Raw genomic sequence first — 16,126 nt, 5'->3', positions numbered from 1 at the left:
TCACAGCACCACCATGTCATCACGGTGGACCACGTTGTCGCCGTAGTTGTAGCCAAGGATGGATTCGATCTCGCGCGTGTGGTGCTGGCTGATGCGGCGGATGTCCACCGCCGAATACTGGCTGACGCCGCGCGCGACCTTCTGCTGGCCCTGTACGTCGAACAGGCGTACCTCCACCATGTCGCCGCGCCGGAACTCACCTTCGGCGCCGAGCACGCCGCCGGGCAGCAGCGATGCACCTTTCTCGCGCAACGCACGCGCGGCACCGGCGTCGATCAGGATCGCACCCGGTTCCAGTGGCGCATGCCGCAGCCAGTACTTGCGTGCGGCGATGCGCGACTGCCCGGCGTGCAGGCGGGTACCGCGCAGCCGCCCCTGGGCCAGCCCACGCACCACGTCGCCATCCCGGCCGTTGAACAGGAAGGTATCGATCCCCGCCGCACCGGCCTTGGCCGCGGCCTGCAACTTGGTCTGCATGCCACCGGTCCCCACCGCGCTGCCGCTGCCACCGGCCATCGCCAGCACCTCCGGCGTCAGTTCCAGGACCTCGTTGATCGGCCGCGCATCGGGATTGCCGCGCGGGTCGGCGGTGTACAGGCCATCGATGTCGGTGGCGATGAACAAGGCATCGGCGTCCACCAGCGCGGCCACGATCGCGGCCAGATTGTCGTTGTCGCCCAGCTTCAGTTCATCCACCGAAACGGTGTCGTTCTCGTTGACCACCGGCAGCGCACCCAGCGCCAGCAACTCGGTGAGTGCGGCGCGCGCGTTGAGATAGCGCCGGCGGTTGCGCAGGTCGTCGTGGGTCAGCAGCACCTGTGCCACCGGCCGTTCGAAGAAGCGCTGCCACAGCGCGATCAGCTGCGCCTGGCCCAACGCGGCCAGCGCCTGCCGTGCCGCCATCGCCGCACCGGCCTCGGCCGCCTTCGGCACGATGGCGCGACCGGCCGCCACCGCGCCGGAGGACACGATCACCACCTCGCGCCCGGCCAGCACATTGGCCGAAACGAACTGCGCCAAGCCCAGCGCGAAGCGTGGCGTCAGCCCGCCGCCGTCGGCGGCGAGCAGGCTGCTGCCGACCTTGAGCACGGCCCGGCGCCACTGCGGCAGTGCTTGTTCGGTGAACGGCGAAAGTGAAGTCTGGATCATGGGATCAACGTGTATTCCACTCGTGAATGATCAGCTCGGAACTGCCGTGGAGGGCCAACGGATCGGCGGCGACGACGGCCTTGGCAGCTTCCAGTGTTTCGACGTTCTTCAAGACATAGGCGCCGCCGGTGCCATCGCTGAAGCCGCCGGTCAAGTACAGCTGGTCTTTCGCGTCGAGTGCGTTGAGGAAAGCGATGTGGGGGGCAATCACTGCATCGTCAAATGACGGCTTGCGCATTGCCAGTACGAGGTAGAGCTTCATTGCGTTCTCCTTTAGCTGCGCATGACACCACGACGAAAGCGAAGATGACACGATTGCTTTCGCTTGGAACTTGCTTTGGCTGTTGCTTTGGCTGTTGCTTTGGCTGTCCCTTCTCCCGCCTGCGGGAGAAGGTGCCCGGAGGGCGGATGAGGGAGGCTTTGGACGTTGCCCAGCCAGGAGCTTCCCCTCACCCCAACCCCTCTTCCGCAGGCGGGAGAGGGGCTTAAGCCGCAACCGGAGCGAGGACCAAACCAACACGGGCGCCCTTCGACGCCCGTGTCCACCTCAGCCCAGCAGCGCCGCCAGGCGTGCGTTGAGCTCGTCCAGACGCAGGTCCGCCGCCGCGCCGGGCGACACGCGCGCGGCCAGGCTGCCTTCGGGGGTACGCCCCTGCCCCGCCGTTTCCGACGCCGCCGCCGCCGCCTTGTAGGCATCGCGGAACGGCACGCCGGCCACGGCCGCTTCCACTGCCACGTCGGTGGCATACATGCCCGAATCAATGGCCGCACGGATGTGATCGTCCCGCCAGTCCAGGTTGGACAACAACGCCGGCAGCAGTTCCAGCGCCGCCAGGCCACGACCAAAGCCGTGCACGATCGCGCCCTTGGAGTTCTGCAGGTCGCGCTGGTAACCGGACGGCAGCGACAGCAACTGCTCGATCTCGGTGCGCGCAGCGGCGACGCTGGCGTGGGTGGCGCGCATCAGCTCGATCACGTCCGGGTTGCGCTTGTTCGGCATGATCGAGCTGCCGGTGGTGTACTGCGCCGGCAGCGCCACGAAGGCGAACTCGCCGGTGGTGAACAGCGACAGGTCCCAGGCGATGCGGCGCAGGTCCAGCGTGGCCCCACCCAAGGCTTCCAGTGCAGCCAGCTCGAATTTGCCGCGCGAGAGCTGGGCGTAGATCGGGCTGATCTGCATGCGTGCGAACTGCAGCGCCTGCGTGGTGTGGGCACGGTCCAGCGGCAGGTTGACGCCGTAGCCGGCCGCGGTACCCAGCGGGTTGGTGTCGATCAATGCGCGGGTATCGCGGGCGCGCACCGCGTTGTCGATGAACGCCTCGGCCCAGCCGGCCCACCACATGCCCGCCGAGGACACCACGGCGCGCTGGATGTGGGTGTAGCCCGGCAGCGGCTGCTGCTGTTCGGCGGCAGCGCGGTCCAGCGCCACCCGCGCGACCTCGATGCTGATCTGCGCCACGCGCGCCAGCTTCTCCTTCAACCACAGGCGCGTGGCCACCAGGATCTGGTCGTTGCGGCTGCGGCCGGTGTGGATCTTGCGGCCGGCATCACCCAGGCGTTCGGTCAGGCGGGCCTCGATCGCCGAGTGGCAATCCTCGTACTGCTCGTCGAGCACGAACGCGCCGCTGCGGAAGTCCTCGGCCAGCGTCGTCAGTTCGCGCGTGAGCGCGGCCAGCTCGTCGGCGCTGAGGATGCCGATGTGCTGCAGGCCTTCGGCATGCGCCGCGCTGGCCTGGATATCGTGCAGGAAGAACTCGCGATCGAGGATGACGTCGTCGCCGGCCAGAAAAGTCTGGATCTTCGCGTCGACCGCGACGCCGGGTTTCTGCCAGAGCAGGTTGGTCATGGTGGTTTCTCGGAATCGAAAAGGCTTGCTATGGCTGTCTGTAGGAGCGGCCTTGGCCGCGCGTGCGAAACTCGTCACTGCGGGATGGCGGTCAGCTCGTCCAGGCCCAGCGCGCGGTTGAGATTCTGCAGCGCCTGGGTCGCGGCACCCTTGAGCAGGTTGTCGATGGTCGCCACCACCACCACGCGCTTGTTGCCCGGCGCCATCGTGAAGCCGCCGATCTGCACCCCATGGGTGCCGGCGATGCGGCTCACCCACGGCGCCTCGTCCACCACCTCCACCAACGGCTCGCCGGCGTAGCGCTGCGTGTACAGGGCGACGATCTCCTCGCGCTTGAGCGGCTGTTGCAGCCACAGGTTCACGGTCATGGTGATGCCACGGAAATGCGGCGCCACATGCGGCATGAACTCCACCGGCACGCCGAGCTGGGTGGACACCTCGCGCTCGTGCACGTGGTTGGTCAACGCATACGGCATCAGGTTGTCGCGCAACAGCTCGGGGTTGTTCTTGTCCGAAGGCGTGGTGCCAGCACCGGACCAACCCGAGACGCCGAAGCATGTCGGCGGCCCGGCCAGCTGCGACAGCAGCGGCGCGATCGCCAGCTGCATCGCGGTGGCATAGCAGCCCGGGTTGCTGATCCGCTTCTGCCCGTCGTAACGGTTGCGGGTCAGCTCCGGCAGGCCGTAGTACCAGTGGTTGTCGAAGCGATAGTCCGCCGACAGGTCAACGATCACCGTGTCCGGCCTGGCTGCATCCAACGCCGCCACGAACGGTTCGGCCTTGCCGTTCGGCAGCGCCAGCACCACCGCGTCCACGCCCTTGGCCGCGACTGCGTCGGCGTCCAGGCTCTCGTAGCGCAGTTCACCGGTGTAGGCATCGTTGTGGTCGGCCACGCGCTGCCCGGCCAGCTCGCGCGAGGACACGAACGCCAGTTCGATGTCCGGGTGCCCGGCCACCAGCTTGATCAGCTCGGTACCGGTGTAGCCGCGCGCGCCGACGATGCCCAGCGAGAATTTCTTGTCAGTCATGAATGCGAATCCAGCAGGAACTGCAGGTGGGCTTTCACCGCCGGCCATTCCGTATCGATGATGGAAAACACCACGGTATCGCGGCGCGACCCGTCCGAATGGCGCTTGTGGCTGCGCAGCACGCCGTCCTGCTTCGCGCCCAGGCGGGCGATGGCCCGACGCGAGTTCTGGTTGAACCAGCTGGTCTCGAAGCCCACGCTGATGCAGCCCATCACCTGGAAGGCATGCTGCAGCAACAGCAGCTTGGCCTCGCTGTTGAGGCCGGTGCGCTGCACGCGCGGGTTGTACCAGGTGTAGCCGATGTTCAGGCGCGGCACGTCCGCTTCCAGCGCGTAGAAGCGGGTGCTGCCCACCACCTCACCGGCGGCGTCCTTGACCACGAAGGCCAGCACCTTGCCCTGCGCCTGCACGTCCAGGGCGGCATCGACGTAGCCCTGCACCGCTTCGGGTGCCGGCACATTGGTGTACCAGCAGCGCGACAGTTCACCGTCGCCCAGGGCAAGCTCCAATGCCGGCACGTGCGCCCGCTGCAACGGCTGCAGCCATGCATGCCGGCCCTTCAGTTCCGGTGGCGTATTCCAGAGCGTGTCCGAACCGATCCGCATCGCATCAATCCTGCAGGCTCGCCTTGCGCTCACCGCAATGCTTCACGTAGCCCTTGATGGCCTCGAAGTCATCGGCGCCGAACCAGAACACCTTCCAATGCCCCTGCTTGTAGCAGCCGTCGGATTCGGCGTAGTAGAAATGGTTGACCGGATTGCCGTTGCGCGAGCGCCAGAACAGCTGCGGGGTTTCCTCCAGCATCACGTTCCAGACCGCGCGGCCCAGGCCTTCGCCCTGTGCGTCGTCCAGCACCGCGAACTTGTCCAGGTACACGCCTTCGGCCTCATCGGTGAGGATCACCGCGGTGCGGTAGTTCTCGCTGACATAGGCGCGCAACAGCCGGGTCTTCTCGAAGTAGTCCGGCACCAGCCTGCGACCGAAGCTGGATTCGATCAGCGTCTTCAAACGCGCCGTATCCAGCTCGCTCCACGACGTTGCCTTGAGCACCTTCTCGCCCCGACGCACCAGCGTGCCCGAGCCCTTGTGCGTGAACAGCTCCTTGGCCAGGTCGGCCGGGCGCGTGATCGACACCGACGACTCCTCCGGCAACTTGTCCAGCAGATCCTTGATCTGCTCGATCTTGACCCGCATGCCGCCATGGATCCACGGCTGTGCCATCAGCTGGTCGTACTCGGTGGACAGGTTGATCGAGGAGATCAGCGTGCCCTCCTCGTCCAGCAGCCCCCCGGTGCCGGTCAGGAAGATGATCTTGTACGGCTGCAATTCCTGCACCAGCTCATTGGCGGCGAAGTCGGCGTTGACGTTGAGGATCTGCCCGCTCGGGGTTTCGCCGAGGCTGGTGATCACCGGGATCGAACCGGCGCGCAGGCTGGCTTCGATCGGCGCCAGGTTGACCTTCTTCACCTCGCCGACCAGGCCGTAGGTGTCCGGATCCAGGTACTGCGCCTCGAATACGCCACCGGTGATCGAGGTGGCACGCGCACCGTTCTGCTGCAGCGCCTCGACCAGCTTGAGGTTGGACTGCTGGAACACCTTGCGCACGATCGCCAGCGCTTCGGGCGTGGTCACGCGCAGGCCGTTGATGGTCTGCTTCTCGATGCCGGCCGCCGACAGTTCGGCGTCCAGCTGCGGGCCGGCGCCGTGCAGCACGATCGGGGTCAGGCCCACTTCCTGCAGGAACGACAGCGAGGAGGTCAGCGCCTCAAGGTCGTCGCGCAGCACCGCGCCGCCGACCTTGACCACGGCGAAGCGCTTGGCGTCCAGCTGCGAGAAACGCTTCAGGTACTGGCTGATCTCCTTCGCGCTGGCCATGCTCGAAAGCAGGCGGACGATGGTCTGGCGGGTCTGGCGATGGGGTTGCATGGCAGGGGACATTGCTTGCGTCTACAAGGCGACCACGACGGTCGCGGGGGAGGAAGCCGGCGGCACGCCGCCGGGCCACTGCGGCTCAGGCGCCGCGTTGCAGGATGCTGTGCACCGATTCGACGTAACGCTGCAGCTGCTCCAGCGTGACGAACTCATCGGCGGTGTGGGCCTGGGCGATGTCACCCGGGCCGTACACCATCGTGGTGTAACCGCCGGCCGAGAACAGCGAGGCCTCGGTCCAGAAATCAACGGCGTTGCCGATCGGCAGGCCCAGCTCGTCGGCGATGTCGCGCGCGGCCAGGCGGCGTTCCTCGGCCCGGGCGATGTCGCCGGAGGGCAGGCTCGGGCCACGGAAGGTTTCCTCGAAATGCGCGGCCTGCGGCTCGGCGAAGCCGGCGAAGGTGGCCAGCAGCGCATCGATGTCCATCGACGGCAGTGGGCGGAAGCCGAAACGCAGCTCGGCTTCCGGCGCGATCATGTTGGCCTTGATGCCGCCTTCGACGCGGCCGATGTTGAAACGCAGGCCGGTCAGGCCGCCGAAGCGCGCATGTGCCAGCGACTCGATGTGGTCCAGCGCCTTGCCGCCCCAACGCATGGCCTGGTGCAGTGCACTGGCCGACGGGTCCTGCTTGCCGGAGGCATGCCCGGCGCGGCCGGCGAACTTCATCAACACCGAGCTGATGCCGCGGTGCGCCAGCACCGCCTCGCTCATGGTCGGCTCGGCCACGAGCACCGCTTCATAAGGGATGCCGCGTGCCAGGAAGGCGGCGATGCAACGCGGGTCGTTGGCTTCCTCGTCGCTGGAGAACAGAAACGCGGCGTCGCCCTGGCTGGCATTGGCGGCGGCCACCAGTGCGGCGGCGGCCCCCTTGATGTCGCACACGCCCAGGCCGACCACGCGGTCGTCGAGGCGGCGCATCACGTGCGGGTTGGCACTCCAGTGCGGGGAATCCGGCACCGTGTCCAGATGCACGTTGAACAGGAAACGGGGAGTGCCACGCACCGCGTACAGGCTGACCGCACCGGCACCGTGGTCGATCACCTCGACGTTGAAGCCCGGCAGGTGGTCGCGCAGGTAATCGAAGATGCCACCGGTGGTGATCGCACGCGGCGGGTTGCGGGTGTCGTAGGACACCAGCGCTTCGAGGTGCTGCAGGGTGGATTCGAGCAAGGTCGTCATGGTGGGCAGCGGCAGGTCATCAGGTCAGTGATCGAAGGCATCCCTTCCACCGCGTGCGGGGGAAGGTGCCCGGAGGGCGGATGGGGGCGCTTTGTGCTTCTGAATCTCATCAAGCCAAAGCCCCTCACCCCAACCCCTCTCCCGCATGCGGGAGAGGGGCTTCAACGGCTCAGCGATTGACCTGCGCGTACAGCGTCGAGCTCATGCCGAACAGCTTGATGAAGCCTTCGGCTTCCTCCACGCCCCAGTCCGCCGACTGCGCGTAGGTCGCGCCCTTGGCGTTGAGGATGTATGGCGAACGCACCGCCACCGCGTCGACGCGGCCACCGCGGGTTTCCAGCACCACTTCGCCGGTCACCTTGGCCTGGGAGGACTTCAGGAACGCCTGGATGTCGTACTTGAGCGGGTCGTGGTAGAAGCCTTCGTACACCAGCTCCACCCACTTGCGCGCCACTTCCGGCTTGAAGCGGTTCTGCTGCTTGGTCAGCACGGTGTCTTCCAGCGCGCGGTGCGCGGCCAGCAGCGAGACCAGGCCCGGTGCTTCGTACACGATGCGGCCCTTCAGGCCGATCACGGTGTCGCCGGTGTAGACACCACGGCCCACGCCATAGGGCGCGAACAGCTTGTTGAGCTTGGCCAGGATCTGCTCACCCGGCAGCGCCTTGCCGTCCAGCTCAACAGCCACGCCTTCGACGAACTTCAAGGTCACGGTCAGCGGCTCGATCGGCCACGCGCTGCGCGGTGCGCACCAGCCGCGTGCGCCCTCGCCCGGGGCCTCCCACTTGTCGATCTCGCCGCCGGACATGGTCAGGCCCAGCAGGTTCTCGTTGATGGTGTAGGCCTGCTGCTTGGCACGCACGCCAAAGCCGCGCTCCTCCAGGTACTTCTGCTCGTAGGCGCGGGTCTGGGTGTGCTCCTTCTGGATCTCGCGGATCGGCGCGACGATCACATAGTCGCCCTGCGCCTTCACCGCCAGGTCGAAGCGCACCTGGTCGTTGCCCATGCCGGTGCAGCCGTGGGCGATGATGTTGGTACCCAGTTCGGCGGCGCGCTTGAGCGCGGCGTCCACGATCAGGTAGCGGTCGGACACCAGCAGCGGGTACTGGCCCTGGTAGGCCTCGCCGGCCCACACGAACGGCTTGACGAAGCCTTCCCAGATCGCCGGGCCACCGTCGACGGTGACATGGCTGGTGACGCCCAGTTCGGCGGCACGCTTCTCGATGAAGTCACGCTCCTCGGCATCCACGCCGCCGGTGTCGGCGAACACGGTGTGCACGTTGTAGCCGCGCTCCTGCAGGTAGGGCACGCAGAAGCTGGTGTCGAGGCCGCCGGAGAAGGCGAGGACGATGTCTTTGCTCATGGGGAAGAAGTCTCTGCTGTTGATCTTTAAGCCCCTCTCCCTCCGGGGGAGGGGTTGGAGAGGGGGCGAACGAATGAAGGTGTATCTGGAGCAAGGCGTTACCCTCGCCCCAACCCCTCTCCCCCAGGGAGAGGGGCTCAAGCGTTACTTGCCGGCCAACGCCGCCATGATCGCCTTCTGCACATGCAGGCGATTCTCGGCTTCATTGATGGCGATACATTGCGGCGAATCCATGACAGCGTCGGTCGCCTTCACGTTGCGGCGCAGCGGCAGGCAATGGCTGAACACACCGTTGTTGGTCAGCGCCATCTTGGCTTCGTCGACGATGAAGTGCTTGTACTGGTCGCGGATCGGCTTCTCCGGCTCCCAGTTGCCGAAGAACGGCAGCGCGCCCCAGCTCTTGGCGTAGACCACGTCGGCGCCGGCGTAGGCGCTGCGGATGTCATGGCTGACCTGCAGCGAACCGCCGCTCTCGGCCACGTTCTGCTCGGCCCAGCCCATGTAGCGCTCGTCCAGCACGTAATCCGGGGTCGGGCACAGCAGGGTCACGTCCATGCCCATGCGGGTGGCGATGGTCAGCGCCGAGTTGGCGACCGCCGTGTTCAGCGGCTTGGGGTGGTAGGTCCAGGTCAACACGTACTTCTTGCCGCGCAGGTCGGTGGTGCCGAAATGCTCCTGCAGCGCCAGGATGTGGGCCAGCTCCTGGCACGGGTGGGTGATGGTCTCCATATTGATGACCGGCACCGGCGAGTACTTGGCGAAGCTCCTGAGCACGATGTCCTGGCGGTCGTAGGCCCAGTCCACGAACTTCGGGAACGCGCGCACGCCGATCAGGTCGACGTAGCGGCCCAGCACCTTGGCCACCTCGGCGATGTGCTCCTCGGTGTCACCGTCCATCACCGTGCCCAGGTTGAACTCGATCGGCCACGCGTCCTTGCCCGGCTGCAGCACCACGGCATGCCCGCCCAGCTGGAAGGCACCCAGCTCGAAGCTGGTGCGGGTACGCATGGAGGGGTTGAAGAACACCAGGGCGATCGACTTGCCCTTCAGCTCGTCACCCAGCTTGTTCTGCTTGAACCGCGTCGCCTGGGCGAGCAGTGCATCAAGGTCGGCCCGGCTCCAGTCCTGGGTGTTCAAGAAGTGCTTCAGAGACATCAATCCATCCTTTGCTGCGGGAAGTTGCCGTTGCCGGCGGTTGGATGCGCCGGGGCGCGACTCATTGCGTTTGAAACTTTTGGTGGCGCGAAAACGAAAAAACCCAGCCTAGGCTGGGTTTTCCGAACAAACAGCACGAAGCTCCGGCTTACCCAGCGAATATGTGGGATTCCGGTCGGCGGGCACGCGAAGTCATGCCGGAGGCCATCCGGGCGGTGCTGGTTTCGTGCTGGAAGCTGTTCGCCTTCATAGCGCCGAATACTCGCATGCGGCCCTGCGGCACGCAAGTGCCGCGGCGCAGCATCAGGGGATGCTCGGGGTGGTTTCGAACGACTGGCCGATATCCGGGGTGATCGACACCCGCAGTTTCAGGCGGTTGCCCGGATCTTCCGGCAGGCGCGAGCGGAACTTGATGCCCTTGTAGACGTAGTCCACATCGTAGGCGATGGGACGGCGGAACTCGCGGCCGACCTCGACGATCCTGCATTCGGGCGTCAGCAGCGCGCTGGCGCCAGGGTGATGGACCTGGCTGCTGTCCTCAACCGCCTCCTCGCCTTCCCCGCGCGTGAAGATGCCGCGCACCGAATCCCAGAAACGGCGGAAACCGCCCTTCTCCTCCTCGCCCTTGACCTGCACCGGGGCCAGCGTGCGGGTGGATACCGGCTCGCAGTGCTCTTCGGTACGGGTGGCGCGCAGGGTCTGGAAGACCGGCTCGACATTGAGCACCTGCGCATAGTCGTAGCGCACGTTCTCCATGATCACCACGCGATTGCGCTGGTCACCGTCCTGCGCCTGGGCCGCAACGGGACCGGCGGCGAACAGGCTGGCAAACAACAGAAACGGAGCGGATTTCATCAATGAATTCGATCAAGGCCCGGGATGGGGGGCAACAATAGTGTAGGCAGGCGAACTGCCCCGGGCCTGAACATTACCCATCCGCAGGCGTTCTGCCCAGCCCAGCTGTGCCCCGCCCGGCCCGGACCGCTAGAATTGGGCGATTCGTTCCTCCCCCGGAAGACCATGACCCTGCGCCTGCACAACAACCTGACGCGGCAGCTGGAGCCGTTCGCTCCGCTCGATCCCTCCGCCCCGACCATGTATGTGTGCGGCCCCACCGTCTACAACTACGTCCACATCGGAAATGCCCGTGGCCCGGTCGTCTTCGGGGTACTGGCCGACCTGCTGCGGCGCCGCCATGGTGCGCTGCGCTACGCCCGCAACATCACCGACGTGGATGACAAGATCAACGCCGCGGCCAAGGAACAGGGGGTGCCGATCTCGGCCATCACCGACCGCTTCGCCGCCGCCTACCGACAGGACATGGCCGCACTGGGCGTGGTCCCGCCGGACATCGAGCCGGAGGCCACCGCGCACATCCCGCACATCATCGCGATGATCCAGGACCTGATCGACAGCGGCCACGCCTACGCGGCCGAAGGCCATGTGCTGTTCTCGGTGGGCAGCTTCAAGGACTACGGCAAGCTCTCGCGGCGTGACCCGGAGGAAATGCTGGCCGGCGCCCGCGTCGAGGTGGCCCCATACAAGCGTGATGCCGGTGATTTCGTGCTGTGGAAGCCCTCCAGCGACGACCTGCCGGGCTGGGACTCGCCCTGGGGCCGTGGCCGCCCGGGCTGGCACATCGAGTGCTCGGCCATGGCTGCCGCCCACCTGGGCCCGACCATCGACATCCACGCCGGTGGCGTGGACCTGCAGTTCCCGCACCACGAGAACGAGATCGCGCAGAGCGAATGTGCCCATGGCGGGCAGACCTTCGCCCGCTTCTGGCTGCACAACGGCATGCTCAACTTCGGCGGCGCCAAGATGAGCAAGTCGCTGGGCAACATCGAGCGCGTCCACGATCTGGTCCGCCAGCACCCGCCGGAGGCCCTGCGCTATGCGCTGCTGTCGGCGCACTACCGGCAGCCGCTGGACTGGTCGGACAACCTGATCGAGCAGTCGGTCCGCACCCTGGACCGGCTGTACGGCACCCTGCGTGACCTGGCCGATGTCGAGGCGACCGCCCAGATCCCGGCCGCGGTCGAGGCGGCGCTGGACGATGACCTCAACACGCCGCTGGCACTGGCCGAAGTGGCGCGACTGGCCGCCGAGGCCCGCAAGGCCGAAAGCGCCCAGGACAAGGCCCGCCTGAAGCGCGAGCTGCTCGGTGCCGGGCTGGCGCTGGGCCTGCTGCAGCAGGCGCCGGCGGCGTGGTTCAGCCGCGGCGCCGAAGCCGGCGACGATGCCCGTATCCAGGCCTTGATCGACGAGCGCATCGCCGCCAAGAAGGCCCGTGACTTCGCCCGTGCCGATGCCATCCGCGACCAGCTGGCGGCGGAGAACATCGTGCTGGAAGACACCCCGCAGGGCGTGCGGTGGAAGCGGGGCTGAGGCCTCTGTCCCCCCTCACCCCAACCCCTCTCCCGCGGGCGGGAGAGGGGCTTCAAACGCTGCAGTCGCTCAGTTTCGCCTCAACATGCGCTGAGCTGAGCCCCTCTCCCGCACGCGGGAGAGGGGTTGGGGTGAGGGCAGAACCGCCCGCCCCACCGGCCCGCCCATCAACTGGAGCGGGCAAGAACAGGAACCCCCATGACCGACACGATTTTCCCGCTCGAACCCACCCCCGCCGACGCCCAGGCCGCCATTGCCGACGAGTTCTCCTTCTTCGGTGACTGGTCCGAGCGCTACCAATACCTGATCGACCTCGGCCGCAAGTTGCCGACCTTCCCGGAAGAATGGAAGACCGAGGAGCACCGCCTGCTCGGCTGCCAGTCGATGGTCTGGATCGTGCCGGAAGGCAACGCCGACAAGCTGGTCTTCCATGCCATCAGTGATTCGGCCATCGTCTCGGGCTTGATCTACCTGGCCCTGCGCGTCTACTCCGGTCGCTCGGCCGCCGACATCCTGGCCACCGAGCCGGACTACGTGGCCGCCATCGGTCTGGCCAAGCACCTCTCGCCGACCCGCAGCAACGGCCTGGCCGCGATGCTGGCCTTCATCCGCGAAACCGCCCAAGCGCAGTCGCGGTGAGCGCCCCCGCCGGCGACGCCAGCGCCCTGGCCCTGCTGCGCCAGCCGGGCTTCGCGTCACTGCTGCTGTACCGCATCGCCGCGATGCTGTCCTACCAGATCGTCGCGGTCACGGTCGGCTGGCACATCTACGAGATCACCCGCAATCCGTTCTCGCTGGGCCTGATCGGCCTGGCCGAGGTGCTCCCGTTCTTCTGCGTGGCCCCGTTCGCCGGCTATCTGGTTGACCACCTGCCCCGCCGCAGGCTGGGCATGGCGGCCAGCCTCGGCCTGATCGCCACCGCGGTGGTGCTGGCAGCGGTGGCGATGGGCTGGCTACCGTTCAAGGGCGTCTGGCCGATCTACCTGGCCATCGCGCTGACCGGCATGGTCCGCGCCTTCCTGTCACCGATCTACAACGCGCTGTTCGCGCGGGTGTTGGCACGCGAGCAGTTCGCGCGCGGGGCCGGCTTCGGCAGTGTGGTGTTCCAGACCGGCATGGTGGTCGGCCCGGCACTGGGCGGCGTGCTGGTCGGCTGGGGCGGCAAGAGCCTGTCCTATGGCGTGGCCGCGGTGATGGCGACGCTGGCGCTGCTGGCGCTGGCCTCGCTCCGGGTCAGCGAACCGCCCCCGCCGCAGACGCGCGCACCGATCTTCGCCAGCATCGCCGAAGGCGCGCGCTTCGTGCTGGGCAACCAGATCATGCTCGGCGCAATGGCGCTGGACATGTTCTCGGTGCTGCTGGGTGGCGTGGTGGCGATGCTGCCGGCCTTCATCCAGGAGATCCTGCACTACGGCCCGGAGGGCCTTGGCATCCTGCGCGCGGCGCCGGCGCTGGGCTCGATCTGCGTGGGACTGTGGTTGGCGCGCCGGCCGTTGCAACGCAATGCCGGGCGCGTGCTGCTGTTCGCGGTGGCCGGCTTCGGCCTGTGCGTGATCGCCTTCGGGCTGTCCCAGCACTTCTGGCTGTCTGCGGCGATCCTGCTGTTCTATGGTGCCTGCGATGGTGTGTCGGTGGTGGTGCGCTCGACCATCCTGCAGTTGGCCACGCCGGATGAGATGCGCGGCCGGGTGTCCTCGATCAACGGCATCTTCATCAGTTCGTCCAATGAGCTGGGCGCGTTCTACGCCGGCACCATGGCCCGTTGGCTGGGGCTGGTCCCGGCGGTGGTCATCGGCGGCTGCGCGGTGCTTGGCGTGGCCGGGGTCACTGCCTGGAAGGCGCCGCAGCTGCGCCGGTTGAACCTGCGCGACCTGCAGTAAAGGCCTGCCCTCATCCGCCCTGCGGGCACCTTCTCCGCAGGGCGGATGAGGGCGCCGCTTGCCCGCTACGACTTCATTCCCCACTCCGCATACAGCCCCTGCTCGTCCGCCGGCTTCCATTGGCGCAGGCCGGAGGCCGGTGCCGCCGGTCCTTCGGCCAGGCGTGCGTACACCGCGCCGGTCGACAGGCCGAACGGCTCTGCGTCCTCATTCGAATAGGCGAACCAGGCCTGCTGAATCCCGCACAGGTACATCGCAGCCAGGCACATCGGGCACGGATGGCCGCTGGCATACACGCTGCAGCCATCCAGCCGCGGGCTCCTGAGCACGGCACTGGCAAGGCGGATGGCGCGCATCTCCGCGTGATCGGTCGGGTCGTGGCTGGCATGGATACCATTGGCCGCTTCGGCCAGCACCTTGCCGTCCTTCACCAGGACCGCACCGAATGGGCGCCCACCGGCGGCGATGTTCGCGCGCGCCAGTTCCAGCGCGCGGCGCATGAAAACGTCCTGCTCTGCCATCTTCTCCCACCTCCAGAAAGACAGAACCCCGCCAGGGCGGGGTTCTGCAGGGTGCATCACGCCGGGACGATCAGTCGCCCTGCTGCTTCTGCAGGTGCTCCCAACGCTCCTGCGCATCAATCGTGCGCTCGGCGGTGAGACGGGCTTCCAGGCGGTCCAGGCCGATCTCTTCGCCGGTGTCCACGCAGTAGCCGTAATCTCCGGCTTCCAGGCGCTTGAGCGTGCTGTCGATCTTGCCGATCAGCTTGCGGTAGCGGTCGCGGGTACGCAGTTCCAGCGAGTTCTCGGTCTCACGGGTGGCGCGCTCGGCTTCATCGCCGATGTCACGCACTTCTTCGCGCAGGTTCTCGATGGTCTGCTTCGATTCCTCGACCAGGTCGGCGCGCCACTGCAGCAGGCGCTGGCGGAAGTACTCCTGCTGCAGCGTGCTCATGTACTCCTCGTCGGCGCTGGGCTTGTAGCCGGCCGGCAGGATCGGACGACCGGACGCTTCGTCGGTCTTGTATTCGACAACCTTGTACTTGCTGCGCGGTGCCGGGGCCGCCGAACGGGCGGTTACGGCAACCGCCACCTTGCCGACCGGACGGACGGCTGCAGGCGCTGCGGACTTGACGACGGTGGTTTTGACGGGGGATTTCGAAACAGGCACGGGATTCTTGATTTGCGGGGCCTTGGGCGCGGGCGTCGGCTTGGCGGCCGGCTTGGGGGCCGGTGCTGCAACCTTCTTGGCGACTTCGGCCGGGACAGGCTTGGCCGTCACCGGCTTGGCGGCCGGCTTCGGTACGGACTTGACCACGGGCGGGGTGGCTGGCGTCTTTGCGGGCTTGGCAGCGGGCTTGTCCGCCACCTTCTTTGCCGCGGGCTTGGCCACCGGCTTGGCGGGCACCTTCTTCGCAGGTGCTGCCGGCTTGGCAGCCGTTTTCTTGGCAACGGCGGGCTTGGGCGCCGCCTTCTTGGCCGGAGCCACCGGTTTGGCCACCGCCTTCTTGGCAACAGCCGCCTTCTTGGCGGGCGCTGCAGCCTTCTTGGCGGCCGGCTTGGCAGCCTTGGCGACCGGCTTCTTTTCAACCGGCTTGGACGCCGCCTTTTTGACTACAGGTTTGGCGGTTTTCTTGGCGACCTTGACGGCCTTCTTTGCAGGTTTTTTAGCAGCCACGAAACGCTCTTCCTTGTTTCCCCCGGGGCCCGGGAAAGCGGGCCTTTATAGCCTACCCGACCAGCAGCAGCAACCGCGCCGGGCCCCGTTGCCTGAACGGATGCCCGACCCGTGCAATACAGGTCCGGTGGCGTCACCGGACCGTTTCGCGCAGTTCGGAACGTAACCAGGAGCCATCCGCCCCTGGCTGGCTCGGCAAAACCCGCAGGCATTGCCGCAGCCGTCCGCGCATCGTGCGACAAATCCAATGGCAATGCCAACTGGCATATCATTCGGGGGTGATCGGCCGCCTACTCATCGCCGTACTGCGCTTGTACAAGCGCTTCATCAGCCCCCTGCTCGGGCCGCGCTGCCGTTTTGTCCCCAGTTGCTCTGAATACGGGATGGAAGCCATCCGCGTACACGGGCCATTGCGTGGCTGCTGGCTGACGCTGCTGCGGCTGGGCCGCTGCCAGCCCTTCCATCCCGGCGGTTTCGACCCGGTACCGGGGCGGCCCGATTCCCCCTCTTGCCGCTGTACAGGAAAACACTGAC

Annotated in this window: 16 protein-coding genes; 4 read left to right on the top strand and 12 right to left on the bottom strand. The window is 66.9% G+C overall.

Annotated features, from left to right (window positions below):
- The 10 genes from proB to VA603_RS03720 all read right to left on the bottom strand — a co-directional run bounded on the left by proB (position 1) and on the right by VA603_RS03720 (position 10,502).
- Positions 1–1,149 carry a glutamate 5-kinase gene (gene proB / locus VA603_RS03765; protein ID WP_192286064.1) on the bottom strand — a complete coding sequence of 383 codons (1,149 nt, stop codon included), beginning with the start codon at positions 1,147–1,149 and terminating at the stop codon, positions 1–3.
- A 4-nt stretch (positions 1,150–1,153) separates the two neighbouring features.
- Complete coding sequence (locus VA603_RS03760) at positions 1,154–1,411, bottom strand: YciI family protein (protein ID WP_323437958.1); 258 nt, start codon at positions 1,409–1,411, stop codon at positions 1,154–1,156.
- Positions 1,412–1,696: 285 nt separating this feature from the next.
- Complete coding sequence (locus VA603_RS03755; protein ID WP_132863006.1) at positions 1,697–2,995, bottom strand: argininosuccinate lyase; 1,299 nt, start codon at positions 2,993–2,995, stop codon at positions 1,697–1,699.
- A gap of 74 nt (positions 2,996–3,069) precedes the next feature.
- Positions 3,070–4,023, bottom strand: coding sequence for an N-acetyl-gamma-glutamyl-phosphate reductase (argC, locus tag VA603_RS03750; protein WP_323437957.1), 954 nt, complete (start codon positions 4,021–4,023; stop codon positions 3,070–3,072).
- Positions 4,020–4,628 carry a GNAT family N-acetyltransferase gene (locus tag VA603_RS03745; protein ID WP_323437956.1) on the bottom strand — a complete coding sequence of 203 codons (609 nt, stop codon included), beginning with the start codon at positions 4,626–4,628 and terminating at the stop codon, positions 4,020–4,022. The genes argC and VA603_RS03745 overlap by 4 nt, the downstream gene beginning before the upstream one ends.
- 4 nt (positions 4,629–4,632) lie before the next feature.
- Positions 4,633–5,961 carry an acetylglutamate kinase gene (locus VA603_RS03740; protein ID WP_132863003.1) on the bottom strand — a complete coding sequence of 443 codons (1,329 nt, stop codon included), beginning with the start codon at positions 5,959–5,961 and terminating at the stop codon, positions 4,633–4,635.
- A 73-nt stretch (positions 5,962–6,034) separates the two neighbouring features.
- The gene (locus VA603_RS03735; protein WP_323437955.1) at positions 6,035–7,132 is read right to left on the bottom strand and encodes an acetylornithine deacetylase; all 1,098 of its coding nucleotides are present in this window, start codon (positions 7,130–7,132) and stop codon (positions 6,035–6,037) included.
- A gap of 169 nt (positions 7,133–7,301) precedes the next feature.
- Positions 7,302–8,492: an argininosuccinate synthase gene (locus tag VA603_RS03730; RefSeq protein ID WP_323437954.1), complete on the bottom strand. Its 1,191-nt coding sequence runs from the start codon at positions 8,490–8,492 to the stop codon at positions 7,302–7,304.
- Positions 8,493–8,636: 144 nt separating this feature from the next.
- A complete protein-coding gene (locus VA603_RS03725) occupies positions 8,637–9,647 on the bottom strand; it encodes an N-acetylornithine carbamoyltransferase (protein WP_132863000.1) in 1,011 nt (336 codons plus the stop codon).
- Positions 9,648–9,950: 303 nt separating this feature from the next.
- The gene (locus VA603_RS03720) at positions 9,951–10,502 is read right to left on the bottom strand and encodes a hypothetical protein (RefSeq protein WP_132862999.1); all 552 of its coding nucleotides are present in this window, start codon (positions 10,500–10,502) and stop codon (positions 9,951–9,953) included.
- Positions 10,503–10,667: 165 nt separating this feature from the next.
- Between VA603_RS03720 and cysS the strand changes: the two genes are divergently transcribed.
- From cysS to VA603_RS03705, 3 genes are all read left to right on the top strand, one after another.
- Positions 10,668–12,035 (top strand): cysteine--tRNA ligase, encoded by a 1,368-nt coding sequence (gene cysS, locus VA603_RS03715; RefSeq protein WP_132862998.1) that lies wholly within the window; start codon positions 10,668–10,670, stop codon positions 12,033–12,035.
- A 198-nt stretch (positions 12,036–12,233) separates the two neighbouring features.
- Positions 12,234–12,674: a SufE family protein gene (locus tag VA603_RS03710; protein WP_192286075.1), complete on the top strand. Its 441-nt coding sequence runs from the start codon at positions 12,234–12,236 to the stop codon at positions 12,672–12,674.
- Positions 12,671–13,915, top strand: coding sequence for an MFS transporter (locus VA603_RS03705; RefSeq protein WP_323437953.1), 1,245 nt, complete (start codon positions 12,671–12,673; stop codon positions 13,913–13,915). Before VA603_RS03710 ends, VA603_RS03705 begins: the two co-directional genes overlap by 4 nt.
- Before the next feature lie 65 nt (positions 13,916–13,980).
- Here VA603_RS03705 and VA603_RS03700 read toward each other — a convergent pair whose 3' ends face one another.
- Both VA603_RS03700 and dksA read right to left on the bottom strand, forming a co-directional pair.
- On the bottom strand, positions 13,981–14,436 hold the full coding sequence (locus VA603_RS03700) for a nucleoside deaminase (protein WP_323437952.1): 456 nt from the start codon (positions 14,434–14,436) through the stop codon (positions 13,981–13,983).
- A 70-nt stretch (positions 14,437–14,506) separates the two neighbouring features.
- Positions 14,507–15,592 (bottom strand): RNA polymerase-binding protein DksA, encoded by a 1,086-nt coding sequence (gene dksA / locus VA603_RS03695; RefSeq protein WP_132862993.1) that lies wholly within the window; start codon positions 15,590–15,592, stop codon positions 14,507–14,509.
- Between the two features lie 260 nt (positions 15,593–15,852).
- Here dksA and yidD point away from each other — a divergent pair, with 260 nt between their 5' ends.
- Positions 15,853–16,125 carry a membrane protein insertion efficiency factor YidD gene (gene yidD / locus VA603_RS03690; RefSeq protein WP_132866063.1) on the top strand — a complete coding sequence of 91 codons (273 nt, stop codon included), beginning with the start codon at positions 15,853–15,855 and terminating at the stop codon, positions 16,123–16,125.
- Position 16,126: the final 1 nt, after the last annotated feature.

This window comes from Stenotrophomonas capsici, assembly GCF_034961085.1.
Lineage (GTDB): Bacteria > Pseudomonadota > Gammaproteobacteria > Xanthomonadales > Xanthomonadaceae > Stenotrophomonas > Stenotrophomonas capsici.
The sequence above is the reverse complement of the archived record's forward strand: the minus strand, read 5'-3'. Positions and strand labels throughout refer to the sequence as shown.